This is a genomic window from Rathayibacter sp. VKM Ac-2804 (assembly GCF_009866655.1).
In the GTDB taxonomy this organism is placed as follows: Bacteria; Actinomycetota; Actinomycetes; order Actinomycetales; family Microbacteriaceae; genus Rathayibacter.
In genome coordinates this window covers 3,196,360-3,214,148 of sequence record NZ_CP047420.1, presented here as the reverse complement: position 1 = coordinate 3,214,148, position 17,789 = coordinate 3,196,360, and the positions used below count along the sequence as shown (strand labels likewise).

The window sequence follows — 17,789 nt, the reverse complement described above, 5'->3', positions numbered from 1 at the left end:
CCGCGGCAGCGAGCCGACGCGGAGCCGGAGGGGAGGAGCTCCCGGTCCTCAGTCCGAGCTGACCCGCAGGTAGCGGTAGGCCGCAGCGGTGGGCCGGGCGCCGCCGCCCTCCTCGTGCTCGAGCGCGCCGGCGAGGAGATAGAGGTAGCGGGCGCCCTCGCGGGCGGCCGGGATCTCGAGGCGGCCCGCCGGGGCCGTGGCCTCGCCGTAGGAGCGGCGGAGGGTCTTGCCCTCGAGCGGTCCGTCGAGGAATTTCGCGGTGTAGGCGGAGATGGTCGGAGCGGAGGTGGGGTGCGTCGTTGCCATGCCTGTCATCATGCGCCGATCGCCGCGATCCGTCACGGGGTGCGGCCCGGGCGATCCGGCGGATCGCCGGGCGGCGACCGGGGCGCTCCCAGCCCGCGGCGAGTGGACGGCGGCGCGGGACGCCCGGGGTCAGTGTGTATGGTGTGCCTGTCGGGCGCCCGAAGCCGACGCGAACGGATCGTCGTTCCTCGTGCGGACGCCGCGCACCGCCTCCCCGCCGAAGGGGACCCGTCGGATCCACTGAATCGTCCGACCCGACAGCATCAATCGAGGAGAACTGTGTCCGGCACGAAGAAGCTGGTGATCGTCGAGTCGCCGGCGAAGGCCAAGACCATCGCCCAGTACCTGGGCGAGGGGTACGAGGTGCTCGCCTCCGTCGGGCACATCCGCGACCTCATCGAGCCGAAGAACCTGCCGCCCGAGCTCAAGAAGGGCGGGCTGGGCAAGTTCTCCGTCGACGTCGACAACGGCTTCGAGCCCTACTACGTCGTCTCCGACCAGAAGAAGAAGACGGTCGCCGATCTCAAGCGCGCGCTGAAGAACGCCGACGAGCTCTTCCTCGCCACTGATGAGGACCGCGAGGGCGAGGCCATCGCGTGGCACCTCCTCGAGGAGCTCAAGCCCAAGGTCCCCGTGAAGCGGATGGTCTTCCACGAGATCACCAAGGACGCGATCCAGAAGGCCCGCGACAACACCCGCGACATCGACACCTCTCTCGTCGACGCGCAGGAGACCCGCCGCATCCTCGACCGCCTCTACGGCTATGAGATCTCGCCGGTGCTCTGGCGCAAGGTCGGGCCCGGGCTCTCCGCCGGCCGCGTGCAGTCCGCCGCCACCCGCCTCGTCGTGGACCGCGAGCGCGAGCGCCTCGCGTTCGTCTCCGCCTCCTACTGGGACCTCGCGACGGTCCTCGCCCCCGAGGCCGACGCCTCGGCGGCCTTCGACGCCCGCCTGGCGCGCCTCGACGGCAAGCGGATCGGCAGCGGCCGCGACTTCGACGACCGCGGACAGCTCAAGGGCGACGTCACCGTCCTCGACGAGTCGTCCGCCGGCGCCCTCGCCGAGGCGCTGCGCGACCCGAAGACGCTCGTGCGCGTCTCGAACCTCGAGTCCAAGCCCTACTCGCGCCGCCCCGCCGCTCCGTTCACCACCTCGACGCTCCAGCAGGAGGCGGCGCGCAAGCTCCGCTTCTCGGCGCGCCAGACGATGAGCGTGGCCCAGTCGCTCTACGAGAACGGCTTCATCACCTACATGAGGACCGACTCGCCCAACCTCTCGCAGCAGGCGCTGAACGCCGCCCGCTCGCAGGCGGCCTCGCTCTACGGCGCCGAGACGGTGCCCGAGAAGCCGCGCCTCTACTCCGGCAAGAACAAGAGCGCGCAGGAGGCGCACGAGGCGATCCGCCCCGCGGGCGAGACCTTCCGCACCCCGGACCAGCTCGCCGGCACCCTCCGCGGCAACGACCACCGCCTCTACGACCTGATCTGGAAGCGCACCGTCGCCTCGCAGATGGCCGACGCGAAGGGCTCGACCGCGACGGTCACCCTGCTCGCCAACCCGGCCGGCGACACGGAGCGCACCGCCGAGTTCACCGCCTCCGGAACGGTCATCACCTTCCGCGGCTTCCTGCTCGCCTACGAGGAGGGCCGCGACGAGGAGCGCCACGGCGCCCGCGACGAGAAGGACGCCAAGCTGCCCGTCCTCGAGGTCGGCCAGAGCCTCGTCGTCGCCGAGGTCGAGGCCAAGGGCCACGAGACGTCCCCGCCCCCGCGGTACACGGAGGCGAGCCTCGTCAAGTCGCTCGAAGAGCTGGGGATCGGGCGCCCCTCGACCTACGCCTCGATCATCACGACGATCGTCGACCGCGGCTACGTCACCCCGCGCGGCACGGCGCTCGTGCCCAACTGGATCGCCTTCTCGGTGGTGCGCCTGCTCGAGGAGTTCTTCTCCGACCTCGTCGAGTACGACTTCACCGCCGCGATGGAGGGCGACCTCGACCGCATCGCCGGCGGCGAGGAGGACCGGGTCGACTGGCTGAACCGCTTCTACTTCGGCGGCGGCGACCAGCCGGGGCTCCGCCACGTGGTCGACAACCTGGGCGAGATCGATGCGAAGAGCATCAACTCGGTCCGGATCACCGACGACATCACCCTGCGCATCGGCAAGTACGGCCCCTACCTCGAGGTCGCCCAGGAGGAGGGGCAGGAGACGCCGCGCCGCGTCAACCTGCCGCTCGAGCTCGCTCCCGACGAGCTCACGCCCGCGAAGGCGCAGGAGCTGGTCGACGCCCCCGTGCAGACCGACCGCGTGCTCGGCAGCAACCCGGACTCGGGCAAGACCGTCGTGGTCAAGGACGGCCGCTTCGGCCCGTACGTGACCGAGGTCGACCCGGAGCCGGAGACCACCGCCGACCCCGCCACCGGCGAGGTCGTCGAGTCGGCGCCGGCCAAGCGCGGCGCCAAGAAGCCGGCCGCGGTGAAGCCGCGCACGTCCTCGCTCTTCAAATCGATGGACGTCGCGACCGTCGATCTCGCCACCGCGCTGCGCCTGCTCGACCTGCCGCGCACCGTCGGCGAGGACCCGGAGTCGGGCGAGCCGATCACCGCGCAGAACGGCCGCTACGGCCCGTACCTGAAGAAGGGGACGGACAGCCGCTCACTCACCAGCGAGGACCAGATCTTCGAGGTCGACCTGCCGACCGCGCTCGAGGTGTTCGCCCAGCCGAAGTACGGCGCCAAGCGCGCCACGAGCGCCCTCGCGGAGTTCGAGGCCGACCCCGTCAGCGGCAAGCCGATCCGGATCCGCGACGGCCGCTTCGGCGCCTACGTGACCGACGGCGAGACCAACGTCACCATCCCCAAGGGCCAGCCGATCGAGGAGATCGACTTCGAGCAGGCGGTCCAGATGCTCGCGGACAAGCGGGCGAAGGGCCCGGCGCCCAAGAAGGCCCCGGCCAAGCGGGCGCCCGCCAAGAAGCCCGCGGCGAAGACCACGGCAGCCAAGACGACGGCGACGAAGACCACCGCCGCGAAGACCACGGCGGCGAAGGCGACGACGGCCAAGACCACGGCGGCGAAGACCACGGCCGCTGAGTCCACGGCGGCGAAGACCACCGCCGCGAAGAAGCCCGCCACCACCCGAGCCCGCAGCACCGCGGCGAAGACGACGGGCGCGACGGAGTCGTGACCGGCCTCTTCGTCACCCTGGAGGGCGGGGACGGCGCGGGCAAGACCACGCAGGCCCGGCTGCTCGAGGAGTGGCTGGGCTCGCGCGGCGAGACCGTGCGGCGCACCCGCGAGCCGGGCGGGACCGATGTCGGCGTGCAGATCCGCGAGATCGTGCTGCACCACCGCGGGGAGATCGATCCGCGGGCCGAGGCGCTCCTCTACGCCGCTGACCGCGCGCAGCACATCGGCACCTTCGTCCGCCCCGCGCTCGAGCGGGGCGAGGTCGTCGTCCAGGACCGCTACATCGACTCCTCCGTCGCCTACCAGGGTGCCGGCCGGGTGCTCGACGCCGCGGAGGTCCGCTCCCTCTCGGAGTGGGCGACCCGCGACCTGCGCCCCGACCTCACGGTGCTGCTCGACCTCGATCCCGCCGTGGCCCGCACCCGGCTCGACGCCGCGCGCACCCGCTACGACCGGCTCGAGGCCGAGAAGGCGGAGTTCCACGGCCGCGTGCGCCAGGCCTTCCTCGACCTCGCCGCCGCGGACCCCGAGCGCTTCCTCGTCCTCGACGCCAGCCGCCCCGTCGACGAGCTCGCCGACGCCGTCCGCGCGCGCATCGAGCCGATGCTCGACGCCGGTCCTCGCGGCGCGCGGCCCGCTGTCGGACCCCGCGGTTAGCCTGGAACCGTGAGTGTCTGGAGCCAGCTCGTCGGTCAGGAGCACGCCATCGGCGCCCTGCGCGACGCCTCGACCCCCCGCGACGAGAACGGCCGCGAATCGTCCGCGATGACCCACTCCTGGCTGATCACCGGGCCCCCCGGCTCCGGCCGGTCGAACCTCGCCTACGCGTTCGCCTCCGCGCTGCTCTGCCGCCGCGGCGGCTGCGGCGAGTGCCCCGACTGCGCGCAGGTCGCCGCCCGCTCGCACCCCGACCTCGCGGTGCTCGCCACCGAGCGCGTCATCATCTCGATCGAGGAGGTGCGCCGGCTCGTCTCCTCGTCGCAGTACTCGCCGTCGGTCTCGCGCTACCGCGTCATGGTCATCGAGGACGCCGACCGGATGAGCGAGCGCACCTCGAACGTGCTGCTCAAGGCGCTCGAGGAGCCGCCGGAGCGCACCGTCTGGATCCTCTGCGCGCCCAGCGAGGCCGACCTGCTGCCGACCATCCGCTCGCGCGTGCGCTCGGTGCGGCTCCGGGTGCCGAGCGTCGAGGACGTCGCGGGCCTCCTCGAGCGACGTGACGGCGTGGACGCGGCGACCGCCGAGCGCGCCGCCCGGCAGGCGCAGAGCCACATCGGCATGGCGCACCGGCTCGCGACCGATGCGAACGCCCGCGAGCGGCGCGAGGAGACCCTCCGCATCGCCCTCGGACTGCGCGGGGTGTCGGACGCGGTGCTCGGCGCCGCGCGGATGATCGAGGTCGCCACCGAGGACGCGAAGGCGTACACGCTCGAGCGCGACGAGGTCGAGCGGCAGCAGGCGCTGCGCTCGCTCGGCGTCGAGCCCGGCGGCACGATCCCAGCGCAGCTCCGCTCGCAGCTGCGGACCCTCGAGGAGGATCAGAAGCGGCGCGCGACGCGCAGCCTCCGCGACGGCCTCGACCGGATCCTCGTCGATCTGCTGTCGCTCTACCGCGACGTCGTGCGCCTGCAGCTGGGCGCCCCCGGCGGCGTGATCAACGAGGAGGTGCGCGCCGAGATGACCGCGCTGGCCCGGTCCACCGCCCCCGACCGCACGCTCGCGGTGCTCGACGCCGTCGCGACGGCGCGCCAGCGCATCGACGCGAACGTCTCGCCCGTCCTCGCGCTCGAGGCGATGCTCGTCGTCGCCGCCCGGCGCCCGGTGGCGGCATGAGGCGCGCGGGCCGCTGGTCGGCGATCGCGGCCGTCGGAGCCGCGGTCGCCCTGCTCTCCGGCTGCTTCGCGCCCGGGCCGTCGCCCGAGCGCACGTCGACGCCCGCCGCGCAGCCGGTCGAGGCCGGCCTCGAGCAGTACTACGGCCAGACCCTGGTCTGGGACGAGTGCGGCGACGGCATGCAGTGCACCGACGCGACCGTCCCGCTCGACTGGGACGAGCCCACCGGCGACACCGCCTCGATCGCCCTGGTGCGCCACCCGGCGACGGGCGGCGACGCGATCGGCTCCCTGCTGGTGAACCCCGGCGGGCCCGGCGGCTCCGGAGTCGAGCTCGTCCGGGACAGCCTCGACTACGCGGTCGACGCCGAGCTCGCGGCCCGCTTCGACGTCGTCGGCTTCGACCCGCGGGGCGTCGGCGCCTCTACCGCGGTGTCCTGCCTCGACGCCGCCGGCCTCGACTCCTACCTGTACGACATCGTCCCGGGTGAGCGCGGCAGCGACGAGTGGATCGCCGCCCAGCGCACCGCCTCGGCCGCCTTCGCCGCGGCCTGCGAGGAGCGCAGCGGCGCGCTGCTGCCGGAGGTCGGCACGACCAGCGCGGCGCGCGACCTCGACGTGCTGCGCGCGGCGCTGGGCGACGAGTCGCTGCACTACCTCGGCTACTCCTACGGCACCTTCCTCGGCGCCACCTACGCCGGGCTCTTCCCCGACCGCGTCGGCCGGCTCGTGCTCGACGGCGCGATCGACCCGGCGGCGACGTCGCTCGACGTGGTGCGCGAGCAGGCCATCGGCTTCGAGAGCGCGCTGCGCGCCTACCTCGCCGACTGCCTCGGCTCGGAGGGCTGCCCCTTCACCGGCACCGTCGACGACGCGCTCACGCAGGTCGCCGCGCTGCTCGCGCGGGTCGACGCCTCGCCGATCCGCGCGGAGGACGGTCGGCAGCTCGGCTCGAGCACGCTGCTCACAGCGATCGTCTACCCGCTCTACTCGGCCTCGTCCTGGGGCGGGCTGAGCGAGATGCTCACCGACGTCCGCCGGGGCGGAGCGGAGATCGCCTTCCAGTACGCGGACGCCTACAACGGCCGCACGGCCGAGGGCGGCTACGACGGCAACACGACCGAGGCCTTCCTCGCGATCAACTGCGTCGACTACGCCTACGACTCCGAGACGGAGTCCATGCGAGCAGACGCGGCCGAGCTCGAGGCGGCGGCGCCGACGCTCGGCCGCTACCTGGCCTACGGCGACATCCTCTGCGGCGAGTGGCCGGCGGCCTTCGAGGGCTCCCGCGAGCCGATCACGGCGGAGGGCGCGGCCCCGATCCTCGTCGTCGGCACCACCAACGACCCGGCGACCCCCTACGTCTGGGCGCAGGCGCTGGCGGGCGAGCTGTCCGACGGGCATCTCCTCACCTTCGACGGCGAGGGGCACACGGCCTACAACAAGTCGAACGCGTGCGTGAACGACGCCGTCGACGCCTACCTGCTCGAGGGCGTCGTCCCCGAGGAGGACCCGCAGTGCTGACCGAGCAGGAGCGCCGCAGCGCTCCGGAGCAGCCGGGCCTGCGCGAGCGCAAGCGCCTCGCCACCCGGCGCGCCATCGAGACCGCGGTCCTGCGGCTCGCGAGCGAGCGCGGTCCGGACCGGGTGACGATCGAGGACGTCTCGCGCACCGCCGATGTCTCGACCCGCACCTTCTTCAACTACTTCGCCTCGAAGGAGGACGCCCTCGTCGGCGGTCTGCCCGTGATCTCCGACGAGACCGCGGCCGCGTTCCTCGCCGGTGCTGCGCCGCTGCTCGCCGACCTGCAGGCCGTCTTCGTCGCGGCGGCGGAGGTCCCGGGGGAGGAGGACCGCGAGCTGCACCTGCTGCGACGGAGCCTCTTCCGCGAGCACCCCCAGCTCGTCGGCCTGAAGATCGCCGGGATGCGGGAGTTCGAGGTGGCGATCGAGGACCTGGTCGCCGAGCGCCTGACCCGCGGCGGGACGGACGCCGAGGCGGTGCGCAGCCGGGCCAGGATGCTCACCCTGCTCGGTCTCGCGGCCATGCGGCACGCGTGGGCGGGCTGGGTCGATCACGACGGTCGCGATGCGCTGCCGGGCCTCATCGTGCACTCGTTCGAGGAGCTCCGCGGCGCCCTCGCGGAGTAGCCCGCGGGCTCCGCGCCTCGATTCACGCCCCGGCCCGCGAGCAGGCTATGCTGTGTAATCGTGTCCGGGGCCATCGCCCCGCGAGCACGCCGCCTTAGCTCAGTCGGTAGAGCGTCTCACTCGTAATGAGAAGGTCGTCGGTTCGATTCCGACAGGCGGCTCCGTCTTCGTCGTCGTGGTGCAGCCGCGAGTGCCGTCATCGCCCTCAGGGCCCGTCGATCCCGGCCGGTTACCCTGGTCCGGATGACCGACACCCCGCCCCGCCGCCGACCGCGCGCCCTCGTGGCCGCGGTGGCCGCCGTCGCCGTGCTGCTCGGCATCGGAGCCTTCGGCGCCGGGACCGCCATCGGGCGCACGACGACTCCGGCCGCAGCGCCCTCGCCCTCCGCACTGGCGACCGCGCCGACGACCCCGCCCGCCGCGACGCCGACGCCCACCGCCCGCCCCGCCGGCACCGAGACCGCAGAGGCGCTGCGCACCTGCTCCGTCGCCGGGCTCGCCGCGGACCCGCGGCTCGGCTCGATGCAGGCGCGGGTCGTCGACGCCGCGACCGGCGAGGTGCTCTTCGACCGCGGCGGCACGACCGCCTCGCGCACCGCCTCCGCCCTCAAGATCCTCACCGCCGCCTCCGCGCTCGCCGTCCTCGGCCCCGACACCCGGTTCGCCACGACCGTCGTCGCGGGCGACGCTCCCGGCAGCGTCGTGCTGGTGGGCGGGGGAGACCTCACGCTGAGCCGGCTGCCGAGCGGTCAGGAGTCGGTCTACGCCGGCGCCGCGCACCTCGACGACCTCGCCGCCCAGGTCGAGAGCGCCTGGGACGCCGATCCGGCGACGGCGGGCACCGCGATCTCGTCCGTCGTGCTCGACGCGTCGCTCTACTCCGGGGACACCTGGCAGCCGAGCTGGAACCGCAAGGAGCAGACCGACGGCTACATGCCCGAGATCACCGCCCTGCAGGTCGACGGCGACCGCGCGGACCCGACCGCCTCCACCTCCCGCCGGGGCGAGGACCCGATCGGCCGGGCGGGCGACGCCTTCGCCGACGAGCTGACCGGCTCGCCGACGGTGAGCACCGGCACCGCCCCGGCGGGCGCGAGGGTGCTCGGCACCGTCGAGTCCGCCCCGGTGAGCACGCTCGTGCAGCAGATGCTGCTCGTCTCGGACAATGCGATCGCCGAGATGCTCGCCCGCCTGGTCGCGATCCGCACCGGCTCGGGCAACACCTTCGGCGCCGAGCAGGCGGGGGTCCTCCAGGGTCTCGCCGGCTACGGAGTGGACACGACCGGGATCGCGATCGTCGACGGCTCTGGCCTGAGCGACGACAACGCGGTGGCCCCCGCGTACTTCACGAGCCTGCTGCGGAAGGTGCAGGCCAGGGAGGGGCAGCTCGCTGTCCTCCTCGACGGGCTCCCCGTCTCGGGGCGCACCGGCTCGCTGTCCTACGCCGACCGCTTCGCCGGCGACAACGCGGTGGCCGACGGCGCGGTCCGCGCCAAGACCGGCTGGATCGACAGCGGCTACACGCTCGCCGGGGTCGTCGACGCCCAGGACGGCACCGCGCTCACCTTCGCCGTCTACGCGCTCGGCGACGTCTCCGACTCGGCGAAGACCGCCATCGACACGCTCGTCACCGGCGTCTACCGCTGCGGCGGCGCGCTCTCCGACTCCTGACCGCGCGCGAAAGCCCCGATTCCCGACCCGAGAGGACCACCATGACCACGGCACTCCTGATCGTCGACGTGCAGAACGACTTCACCGAGAACGGCGCGCTCGCCGTCGCCGGCGGCACCCGCGTCGCCGAGGGGATCACCGCCCACCTCGCCGCGAGCGCCGATCGCTACGCGGCCGTGCTCGCCTCGCGCGACTGGCACGACGGCGACTCCGACAACGGCGGGCACTTCGCCGCCGAGCCCGACTACGTCGACACCTGGCCGGTGCACTGCGTCGCGGGGACCCCGGGGGCGGAGTACCACCCGGCGCTGGCCCTGGACGCGGTCGATGCGCACATCCGCAAGGGCCAGGGTCGGCCGTCCTACTCGGCCTTCGAGGGGGCGACCGTCGACGGCGAGCCGGTGCCGGCGCTCCTCGAGCGCCTGGGCGTGACCGGACTCGACGTCGTGGGGCTCGCGACCGACTACTGCGTGCGGGCGTCGGCTCTGGATGCGCGCGCGGCAGGCCTCGAGGTCCGCGTGCTCTCCGACCTCGTGGCCGGAGTGTCGGCCGAGGCGAGCGCCGCCGCGCTGCGCGAGCTCGCCGAGGCGGGCGTGCACGTCGAGGCCTCCTCCACAGGGGCTCGTCCGTCCACAGCGGCGACCGGCTCCTGAGGAGTGCCGGGGGCCGGTCGTAGACTGAGAAGCATCGTCGTGCGGGGTCCGCGCGACTCGATCCGCACAGGAAGAGTGTTCTCGTGAGTGATTCCGTCGTTCGAAGCGCCGCCGAGGCGGCCCTGCTCGCCCGCGTCCCCGCGCAGCTGCTCATCGGCGGCGCCTGGGTCGACGGCTCGGGCGGCGGCACGATCGACGTCGAGGATCCGGCCACCGGCGAGGTGATCCGCACGATCGCCGACGCGACTCCGGCGGACGGTCTGCGTGCGCTCGACGCCGCCGTCGAGGCGGGGCCGGCCTGGGCCGCGACGGCACCCCGGAAGCGAGCGGAGATCCTCCGCCGCGCCTTCGACCTGCTGCAGGAGCGCAAGGACGACTTCGCCCTCCTGATGACGCTCGAGATGGGCAAGCCGTTCGCCGAGGCGCTGGGCGAGGTCGCCTACGGCGGCGAGTTCCTCCGCTGGTTCAGCGAGGAGGCGGTGCGCATCTCCGGTCGCTACGGCGTGAACCCGGAGGGCACGGGGCGGATGATCGTCTCGCAGCACCCCGTCGGCCCGTGCTACCTGATCACCCCGTGGAACTTCCCGCTCGCGATGGCGACGCGCAAGATCGCCCCGGCCCTGGCCGCGGGCTGCACCGTCGTCGTGAAGCCGGCCGAGCTGACGCCGCTGACGACGCTGGCCTTCGCGGCCCTGCTCGCCGAGGCGGGAGTGCCCGACGGCGTGGTCAACGTCGTCACGACCTCGTCGGCGGGCGCCCTGTCCGAGCCGATCCTCTCCGATCCGCGGCTGCGCAAGCTCTCCTTCACCGGCTCGACCCCGGTCGGCCGGACGCTGCTGCAGCAGGCGGCCGAGGGCGTGCTGCGCACCTCGATGGAGCTCGGCGGCAACGCGCCGTTCGTCGTCTTCGAGGACGCGGACCTCGACCGCGCGGTCGAGGGCGCGATGCTCGCGAAGTTCCGCAACATCGGGCAGGCCTGCACGGCCGCGAACCGGTTCTTCGTGCACGAGTCGATCGCCGAGGAGTTCGCCGCTCGCGTCACCGAGCGGGTCCGCGCTCTGACCGTCGGCCGCGGCACCGAGGCGGGCGTCACGATCGGTCCGCTGATCGACGACCGCGCGGTCGACAAGGCGGCCTCGCTCGTCCGGGACGCTGTCGACCGCGGCGCGGAGATCCGCATCGGCGGGCACGGCGTCGACGGAGCGGGGCACTTCTACGAGCCGACGGTGCTCGCGGGGGTCGCGCCCGGCAGCGAGATCCTGCGCACCGAGATCTTCGGCCCGGTGCTCGCGATCGTGCCGTTCCGCGACGAGGACGAGGCGGTCGCTCTCGCCAACGACACCGAGTTCGGGCTCGTCTCCTACGTCTTCACCCGCGATCTCGCCCGCGGTCAGCGGATGATCGAGCGGCTCGCCACCGGGATGATGGGCCTCAACGTCGGCGTCGTCTCCAACGCGGCGGCGCCGTTCGGCGGCGTCAAGCAGTCGGGCCTCGGCCGCGAGGGCGGCCTCGAGGGCATCCACGAGTACCTCAGCACGAAGTACACGCTCACCCCCGATCCCTTCGCCTGATCCGTGGAGCTGATCGAGGTCCGCTCGCTCGAGGATCCCCGGCTGCGCGACTACGCGCACGCCACGGACGTCGCGCTGAAGAACGCCCGCGGCCCGCACGGGCTCTACCTCGCGGAGTCGGCGCTGGTGCTCGAGCGGGCCCTCGCCGCGGGGCACCGGCCGCGCTCGGTGCTCTCCCTCGGCGGCTCCGTCGAGGAGGCCGAGCGGCTGCTCGGCGGCCGGGACGTGCCGGTGTTCACCGGGCCCGGCGAGCTGCTGGCCGAGCTGACCGGCTACACGCTGCACCGCGGCCTGATCGCCGCGCTGGACCGGCCGGTGCTGGCCGACCCCGCGGAGCTGCTCGCCGACGCGCGCCGCGTGGTCGTGATCGAGAACGTGGTCGACCCGACCAACGTCGGCGCGATCTTCCGCTCGGTCGGCGCGATCGGCGCCGACGCCGTGCTGGTGACGCCGCGCTGCTCCGACCCCTTCTACCGCCGCGCGATCCGCGTGAGCATGGGCACGGTGCTGCAGGTGCCGTGGACGCGGGTGGGCGACTGGCCGGGCACCCGCGCGCTGCTGCACGACGCGGGCTTCACGATCGCGGCGATGGCGCTGACGCCGGAGGCGGTGCCGCTGCGCGACTTCGCCGCCGCCGCTCCGGAGCGGGTCGCACTCGTCCTCGGCACCGAGGGGGAGGGGCTCACCGCCGAGGCGCTGGCCGCAGCGGACGTCGCGGTGCAGATCCCGATGCGGCACGGGATCGACTCGCTCAACGTCGCCGCCGCGAGCGCGGTCGCGATGTGGGCACTCGCGGCGCCCTGACCCCCGTCCGGGCCGTGGTCCGTCATTCCGCGCAGGCCTGGCACGCCGCTCCGCGGGCCTGCGCTACGCTCGCCACGAAACCGCCCGGCACCGGCCCTCCGCTGCCGCCCCGTTCCTCCGCCACCGCCCACTCCTCGAGGTCGTCCATGTCCGAGCGCTCCCGGCCCTCCGCCGCCCGCGCGCTGCTCACGCCCGCCGCCGCGCTGCTGCTGGTGCTGACCGCCGGCTGCGCGCTGGACCCGGCCGAGGTCCCCGATTCGGGCGCCACCCCCGCGCGGACGATCCGGGCGACCGACCCCGCGCCGGGAGCGACCGACGCGATCACGGACGGCGGCGACACGGTCTCGCAGCTGATCACCCGCTGCCTCGCGCGCTACGGCCTGAACGAGCGGCCCACCGCGCCGGACGGGTCCGTGAGCGAGACGGAGTGGCTGGCGGCCCAGGAGGCGATCGCCGACTACGACCGCACCCTCACCGACTGCTCCGCCGAGGCGCTGTCCACCGACGCGCCCGCCCCGACGATCGCGCCCTGATGCGCGTCGAGGGCTGCGCGGCGCTGGTCTCCGGCGGAGCCTCGGGGCTCGGAGCCGCGACGGCGCGCGCCCTCGCCGAGGCCGGAGCGCGGGTCGTCGTGCTCGATCTGCCGGCGGCTCTCGACAGCGCCGACCTGCCGGAGTCGGTCCGGCGCGTCGCGGGCGACGTCCTCGACACCGACGCCGTTCAGCGGGCCGTGGCGGCCGCCGACGGACTGCGGATCGCCGTGACCTGCGCAGGCGTCGCCACCCCGGGCCGGCTCCTCGGCCGCGACGGGCCGCTGGCGCTCGACGCCTTCGAGCGGGTCCTCCGGATCAACACCGTCGGCACGCTGAACGTCCTGCGGCTCGCCGCGGCCGCGATCGCGCAGGGCGAGCCGGTCGACGGCGAGCGCGGCGTCCTGGTCACCACGGCGTCGATCGCCGCCTTCGAGGGGCAGATCGGCCAGGCCGCCTACGCCGCCTCGAAAGGCGCCGTCGCCGCGCTGACCCTGCCGCTGGCACGGGAGCTGGCCGCGGCGCTGATCCGCGTCGTCTCGATCGCGCCCGGCACCTTCGACACCCCGCTGCTCGCCGGGCTGCCGGAGGCCGCCCGCACGGCGCTCGGCGCGGCGGTCCCGCACCCGGCCCGGCTCGGCCGGCCGTCGGAGTTCGCCGCGCTGGTGCGCCACGTGATCGAGAACCCGATGCTCAACGGCGAGGTGATCCGCCTCGACGGCGCGCTGCGGATGCCGCCGCGCTGACGGCCGCCCGAAGGCCCGGCCGCCCGGCTCAGACCAGCAGCTGGTGCTTGGCCAGATCGCGGTAGAGCGGCGTCGACTCGACGAGCTCGGAGTGCGTGCCGATCCCGACGACCTCGCCCTTCTGCAGCACCACGATCTGGTCGGAGTCGACGACCGTCGAGAGGCGGTGCGCGATGACGAGGAGCGTCCGGTTCTCGGCCACGGCGTCGATCGCCAGCCGGAGGCGCTGCTCGTTCAGACCGTCGAGGCTCGAGGTGGACTCGTCGAGCAGCAGGATCGGCGGCGCGGCGAGGAGCGCGCGGCCGATGGCGAGGCGCTGGCGCTCGCCGCCGGAGAGCATCACGCCGCTCTCGCCGACGGGCGCGTTCAGGCCGAGCGGGTTGCGCTCGAGCACGTCGGTGAGGTTCACGGCGTCGAGCACCCGCAGGCAGTCCTCGTCGGAGGCGTCGGGGCGGCCGAGCACGAGGTTCTCGCGGAGGGTGCCGGCGAGGACCGGTGCGTCCTGCTCGACGTAGCCGATCTGGGCGCGGAGGGCGTCGCGGTCGATCGCGGTGATGTCGACGCCGCCGAGCCGGACCACGCCGGCCTCGGGGTCGTAGAAGCGCTCGATCAGCGCGAGGATCGTGCTCTTGCCGGCACCGGACGGTCCGACCAGGGCGGTGCGCTTGCCGCGCGGGACCGTGAAGGAGACGCCGCGCAGGACGGTGCGGTCGCGCGCGTCCTCGTCGACGTCGAGGGCCTTCTCGTCGTAGGAGAAGACCACGTCGTCGAAGGCGATCGCGGAGTCCGCGACGCCCGGGCCGAGGCCGCCGCCGTCGCGCTCGCCGTCGCCCTCGATCGGCAGGTCGATGATCTCCTGGATCCGGCCGAGCGCGCCGAGGGCCGAGTTGACCGAGGTGATCGCGCCGATGAAGTTGCCCAGCGGCATCACCATCATGAAGAGGAAGAGGATGAACGACACGAGCTGCGCGATGTCGATCGCGCCCGAGGCGACGCGGTAGCCGCCGACGCCGAGCACGGCGAGGAAGGCCACCTGCATCGCGATCCCGGCGACCGGGACGACGAGCGCCGAGATGTGCGCGACGCGGATGCCGAGCCGGTACGCCTCGGTCGCGTGCGTGTCGACGACGGCGATCTCGCGGTCGGTGGCGCCGGCGGCGCGGATGGTGCGGACGGCGCTGATCGCGCGCTCCACGGCGGCGGCGAGGTCGCCGACCTTCTCCTGCGCCTTCCGGCTGGCGACGCGGATGCCGCGCCCGAGGGTGAGGGCCGCACCGAGGGCGACGGCGACCACGACGACGATGATCAGCAGCAGCACCCAGTCGATGATCGCCATGGCGACGATCGCGCCGACGAAGAGCAGCGAGCCCGCGATCGAGTCCACGAGGCCCTGGGTGAGCACGGCGCGCAAGAGGGTGGAGTCGGAGCCGACCCGGGAGACGAGGTCGCCGGTGCGGCGGGCGTCGAACTCGCGGATCGGCAGGCGGAGCAGCCGCGCGACGAGGCGGCGGCGGCTGGAGAGGACGATGCCCTCGCCGGTGCGCTGGAGGAGGTAGTGCGCGAAGCCGGAGATCAGGCCGGAGGCGACGACGAGGACGAGGAGCGCCCAGACGAGCGGGCCGAGGTCGAGGCCGTCCTGCACGCGGGTGATGACCTGGCCGACGACGAGCGGCTGGGCGAGGCTGGCGGCGGCGCCGAAGAGGCTGAGCACGACCACGACCGAGAGGATGCCGCGGTGCTCCAGCAGGTAGGGGACGAGCTGCGAGAAGGAGGCGCGGGGGCCGTCGTCCTTGCCGCGGCGGGGCCGCCGTCCGCCGCGCGTGCTCTCCGTGGTGCTGCTCATCGCTCGTTCGTCCTCGCTCATGCCCTGCCGTACTTCTTGTGGACCGCCTGGCGGCTGACGCCGAGGCAGAGCGCGATCAGCTGCCAGGAGGCGTTCGCGTTCCGCGCGCGGCGCACGGCGAGCGCCTCGGCCCGGTCGAGCTCGGCGCGCAGGCCGTGGATCGCTCGGAGGGCGGTGATCGGGTCGTCGGCGCCGGCGTCCCCCGCGAGGGTCGTGATCGTGCCGTCGTTCATTCTGCCTCCTCCTTGCTGCGAGCGGGCCGTCGGTCGCGCTCGCCGATGTGTCAACCGCGATTGACGTCCAGTCTGCGCGCCCCGCTCGGGAGCTGTCAACTCGCATTGACGCGCGGCGCGGGGCGACGGCCCGCTGCGAGGCCCGGAGACAGGTCCGGCCCGCCGGGGGAACCGACGGGCCGGACGTGCAGGGCAGGAGCGCCCTACGACACGTTGTCGTGGTACGCCGTGTGCTGCGTCTCCTTCGAGAGCAGCAGGGCGATCAGCGTCAGCACCGCCGCGCCGCTGAGGTAGAGGCCCACCAGCAGGGTGCTGCCGCCGGCCGACTGCCAGAGCGCCACCGCGATGATCGGGGCGAGCGCCGCTCCGAGGATCGACGCGAGGTTGTACGACATCGCCGAGCCGGTGTAGCGGACGTTGGTCGGGAAGAGCTCGGGCAGGACCGCGCCCATCGGGCCGAAGGTGAGGCCCATCAGCGTGAAGCCGAGGATCAGCACCGCCATCACGCCGGCGAAGCCGCCGCTGAACAGCGGGACGAAGAGCAGGCCGAAGACGAGGATCGCCGAGGTGACGACGAGCAGCGTGCGGCGGCGGCCGAACCTCTCGGCCAGCGGTCCGGAGACCAGCGTGAAGATCCCGAAGAAGACGACGCCGACGATCAGCATGATCAGGAAGTCGTTGCGGCTGTAGCCGAGGCCCGGGGTCGCCGCGTCGGAGGGCGTGGTGCCGTAGGTCAGCGTGAACGTGGTCATCAGGTAGAAGAGCACGTAGGTCGCCAGCATGATGAACGTGCCGAGGATGAGCGGGCGCCAGCTGGTCTTGAAGACGCGGGCGAGCGGCAGCTTGGCCACCTCGCCGTTGTCGACGACCTTCTGGAACGCGGGGGTCTCGACGAGCTTGAGGCGCACGTAGAGGCCGACGATGACGAGCACGGCGCTCGCGAGGAACGGCACGCGCCAGCCCCAGGCGGCGAAGGTCTCGTCGCTCATGGTGCTCGCCAGCACCAGGAAGAGCACGTTCGCGACGATGAAGCCGATCGGGGCGCCGAGCTGGGGGAAGGTGCCGTAGATGGCGCGCTTGTTCGCGGGGGCGTTCTCGGTCGCCAGGAGCGCCGCGCCGGACCACTCGCCGCCGAGGCCGAGGCCCTGGCAGAAGCGCATCACGACGAGCAGGAACGGAGCGAGGAACTCCCAGCCCGGCGTGAGGGCGGTCGGCAGGCAGCCGATCAGGAAGGTCGCGATGCCCATCGTGAGGAGCGAGGCGACGAGGGTGCCCTTGCGGCCGACGCGGTCGCCGAAGTGGCCGAAGATGATCGACCCGATCGGGCGGGCGATGAAGGCGACGCCGAAGACCGCGAAGGAGGCGAGGAGGGCGACCGCCGGATCCTCGTTGACGAAGAAGAGCGACGGGAAGACCAGGACGGCGGCCGTCGCGTAGGCGTAGAAGTCGTAGAACTCGATCGAGGTGCCGATGAGGCTCGCCAGGATCACCCGGCCCCGCGAGTTCTGCGGGGCGGCGGCGGGAGCGTCGGCTGCGGTACGGGAAGAAGACATGGAAGAGGGCTGCTCCGATGGAGGGGTCTCCCGGTGCCGGCGGGGGCGGCGTCGATCGGGCGCTGCGGGCCGCGGGGGCCGAGGGGGAGGGAGGGTAGGGCCGCTCGTGACGACCCGTCCACTTTACTCCGCGGTCTCCCAGCAAGAGCGCCTCTCAGCACTCAGCGTCGGCGCCCCCGAGAAGGGGGTCGCCGGCGCTGAGCGCCGCGGGAGAGCGGCGTGCGAGGTCGCCCGCTAGCCGCGCAGCTCGCGGAGGACGAGTGCGGTCGCGATCGCCGCCTCCGCCGCCTCGCGGCCCTTGTCCTCCTTCGAGCCGGGCAGCCCGGCGCGGTCGAGGCCCTGCTGCTCGGTGTCGAGGGTGAGCACGCCGAAGCCGACCGGCTTGCCGGTCTGGATCGAGACGTTCGTCAGGCCCGAGGTCGCCGCGTCCGAGACGTACTCGAAGTGCGGGGTGCCGCCGCGGATGATGACGCCGAGGGCGACCACCGCGTCCGCGCCCGCCTCGAGGGCGGCCTTCGCGGCGACCGGCAGCTCGAACGAGCCGGGGACGCGCACGAGCGACCAGGAGGCGCCGGACTCGTCGAGCGCGGCCTTCGCGCCGGCGATCAGCCCGTCGGTGATCTGCTGGTGCCAGGTCCCGGCGACGACGACGACGCGGAGGCCGCTCCCGTCGACGGTGGAGGTGGTGGGGGCGCCGCTACCGGCCATG

Annotated in this window: 16 protein-coding genes and 1 tRNA gene; 12 read left to right on the top strand and 5 right to left on the bottom strand. The window is 73.6% G+C overall.

From position 1 onward, the window contains the following. Positions 1-48: 48 nt before the first annotated feature. Positions 49-306 (bottom strand): hypothetical protein, encoded by a 258-nt coding sequence (locus GTU73_RS15050; protein WP_160090506.1) that lies wholly within the window; start codon positions 304-306, stop codon positions 49-51. 279 nt (positions 307-585) lie between these two features. Here GTU73_RS15050 and topA point away from each other — a divergent pair, with 279 nt between their 5' ends. The 12 genes from topA to GTU73_RS14990 all read left to right on the top strand — a co-directional run bounded on the left by topA (position 586) and on the right by GTU73_RS14990 (position 13,451). Then, entirely contained in the window at positions 586-3,492 is a 2,907-nt protein-coding gene (gene topA / locus GTU73_RS15045; RefSeq protein WP_160090505.1) for a type I DNA topoisomerase, read from the top strand. Further along, a complete protein-coding gene (gene tmk, locus GTU73_RS15040) occupies positions 3,489-4,151 on the top strand; it encodes a dTMP kinase (protein WP_160090504.1) in 663 nt (220 codons plus the stop codon). The genes topA and tmk overlap by 4 nt, the downstream gene beginning before the upstream one ends. 9 nt (positions 4,152-4,160) lie before the next feature. Further along, entirely contained in the window at positions 4,161-5,327 is a 1,167-nt protein-coding gene (locus tag GTU73_RS15035; RefSeq protein ID WP_160090503.1) for a DNA polymerase III subunit delta', read from the top strand. Then, positions 5,324-6,850 (top strand): alpha/beta hydrolase, encoded by a 1,527-nt coding sequence (locus tag GTU73_RS15030; RefSeq protein ID WP_160090502.1) that lies wholly within the window; start codon positions 5,324-5,326, stop codon positions 6,848-6,850. Before GTU73_RS15035 ends, GTU73_RS15030 begins: the two co-directional genes overlap by 4 nt. Continuing rightward, complete coding sequence (locus GTU73_RS15025; protein ID WP_160090501.1) at positions 6,844-7,476, top strand: TetR/AcrR family transcriptional regulator; 633 nt, start codon at positions 6,844-6,846, stop codon at positions 7,474-7,476. Before GTU73_RS15030 ends, GTU73_RS15025 begins: the two co-directional genes overlap by 7 nt. Positions 7,477-7,564: 88 nt before the next feature. Then, positions 7,565-7,637 (top strand) — tRNA-Thr (locus tag GTU73_RS15020). A gap of 82 nt (positions 7,638-7,719) precedes the next feature. Next, positions 7,720-9,147: a D-alanyl-D-alanine carboxypeptidase/D-alanyl-D-alanine-endopeptidase gene (dacB, locus tag GTU73_RS15015; protein WP_160090500.1), complete on the top strand. Its 1,428-nt coding sequence runs from the start codon at positions 7,720-7,722 to the stop codon at positions 9,145-9,147. Positions 9,148-9,188: 41 nt separating this feature from the next. Next, positions 9,189-9,800 (top strand): isochorismatase family protein, encoded by a 612-nt coding sequence (locus tag GTU73_RS15010; protein WP_160090499.1) that lies wholly within the window; start codon positions 9,189-9,191, stop codon positions 9,798-9,800. An 83-nt stretch (positions 9,801-9,883) separates the two neighbouring features. After that, positions 9,884-11,371 (top strand): NAD-dependent succinate-semialdehyde dehydrogenase, encoded by a 1,488-nt coding sequence (locus GTU73_RS15005; protein ID WP_160090498.1) that lies wholly within the window; start codon positions 9,884-9,886, stop codon positions 11,369-11,371. A 3-nt stretch (positions 11,372-11,374) separates the two neighbouring features. Beyond that, positions 11,375-12,175, top strand: coding sequence for an RNA methyltransferase (locus GTU73_RS15000; protein WP_160090497.1), 801 nt, complete (start codon positions 11,375-11,377; stop codon positions 12,173-12,175). A 146-nt stretch (positions 12,176-12,321) separates the two neighbouring features. Next, positions 12,322-12,708, top strand: coding sequence for a hypothetical protein (locus GTU73_RS14995; protein ID WP_160090496.1), 387 nt, complete (start codon positions 12,322-12,324; stop codon positions 12,706-12,708). Then, on the top strand, positions 12,708-13,451 hold the full coding sequence (locus GTU73_RS14990; protein WP_160090495.1) for an SDR family NAD(P)-dependent oxidoreductase: 744 nt from the start codon (positions 12,708-12,710) through the stop codon (positions 13,449-13,451). The genes GTU73_RS14995 and GTU73_RS14990 overlap by 1 nt, the downstream gene beginning before the upstream one ends. A gap of 28 nt (positions 13,452-13,479) precedes the next feature. On the opposite strand, the gene GTU73_RS14985 is transcribed toward GTU73_RS14990, so the two are convergent. The 4 genes from GTU73_RS14985 to ribH form a co-directional block, all read right to left on the bottom strand. Then, positions 13,480-15,294 (bottom strand): ABC transporter ATP-binding protein, encoded by a 1,815-nt coding sequence (locus GTU73_RS14985; RefSeq protein WP_160090494.1) that lies wholly within the window; start codon positions 15,292-15,294, stop codon positions 13,480-13,482. 17 nt (positions 15,295-15,311) lie between these two features. Further along, entirely contained in the window at positions 15,312-15,527 is a 216-nt protein-coding gene (locus tag GTU73_RS14980; RefSeq protein ID WP_160090493.1) for a hypothetical protein, read from the bottom strand. 203 nt (positions 15,528-15,730) lie between these two features. Next, positions 15,731-17,080: an MFS transporter gene (locus GTU73_RS14975; protein WP_160090492.1), complete on the bottom strand. Its 1,350-nt coding sequence runs from the start codon at positions 17,078-17,080 to the stop codon at positions 15,731-15,733. Positions 17,081-17,314: 234 nt separating this feature from the next. After that, a complete protein-coding gene (gene ribH / locus GTU73_RS14970) occupies positions 17,315-17,788 on the bottom strand; it encodes a 6,7-dimethyl-8-ribityllumazine synthase (protein WP_160090491.1) in 474 nt (157 codons plus the stop codon). Position 17,789: the final 1 nt, after the last annotated feature.

What these genes read in the sequence shown, in the direction of transcription:
- GTU73_RS14985 (WP_160090494.1), bottom strand. Translation starts at nt 15,294, where the DNA reads ATGAGCAGCACCACGGAGAGCACGCGCGGCGGACGGCGGCCCCGCCGC.
- ribH (WP_160090491.1), bottom strand. Translation starts at nt 17,788, where the DNA reads ATGGCCGGTAGCGGCGCCCCCACCACCTCCACCGTCGACGGGAGCGGC.
- GTU73_RS14980 (WP_160090493.1), bottom strand. Translation starts at nt 15,527, where the DNA reads ATGAACGACGGCACGATCACGACCCTCGCGGGGGACGCCGGCGCCGAC.
- dacB (WP_160090500.1), top strand. Translation starts at nt 7,720, where the DNA reads ATGACCGACACCCCGCCCCGCCGCCGACCGCGCGCCCTCGTGGCCGCG.
- GTU73_RS14990 (WP_160090495.1), top strand. Translation starts at nt 12,708, where the DNA reads ATGCGCGTCGAGGGCTGCGCGGCGCTGGTCTCCGGCGGAGCCTCGGGG.
- GTU73_RS15050 (WP_160090506.1), bottom strand. Translation starts at nt 306, where the DNA reads ATGGCAACGACGCACCCCACCTCCGCTCCGACCATCTCCGCCTACACC.
- GTU73_RS15030 (WP_160090502.1), top strand. Translation starts at nt 5,324, where the DNA reads ATGAGGCGCGCGGGCCGCTGGTCGGCGATCGCGGCCGTCGGAGCCGCG.
- GTU73_RS14995 (WP_160090496.1), top strand. Translation starts at nt 12,322, where the DNA reads ATGTCCGAGCGCTCCCGGCCCTCCGCCGCCCGCGCGCTGCTCACGCCC.
- GTU73_RS15010 (WP_160090499.1), top strand. Translation starts at nt 9,189, where the DNA reads ATGACCACGGCACTCCTGATCGTCGACGTGCAGAACGACTTCACCGAG.
- GTU73_RS14975 (WP_160090492.1), bottom strand. Translation starts at nt 17,080, where the DNA reads ATGTCTTCTTCCCGTACCGCAGCCGACGCTCCCGCCGCCGCCCCGCAG.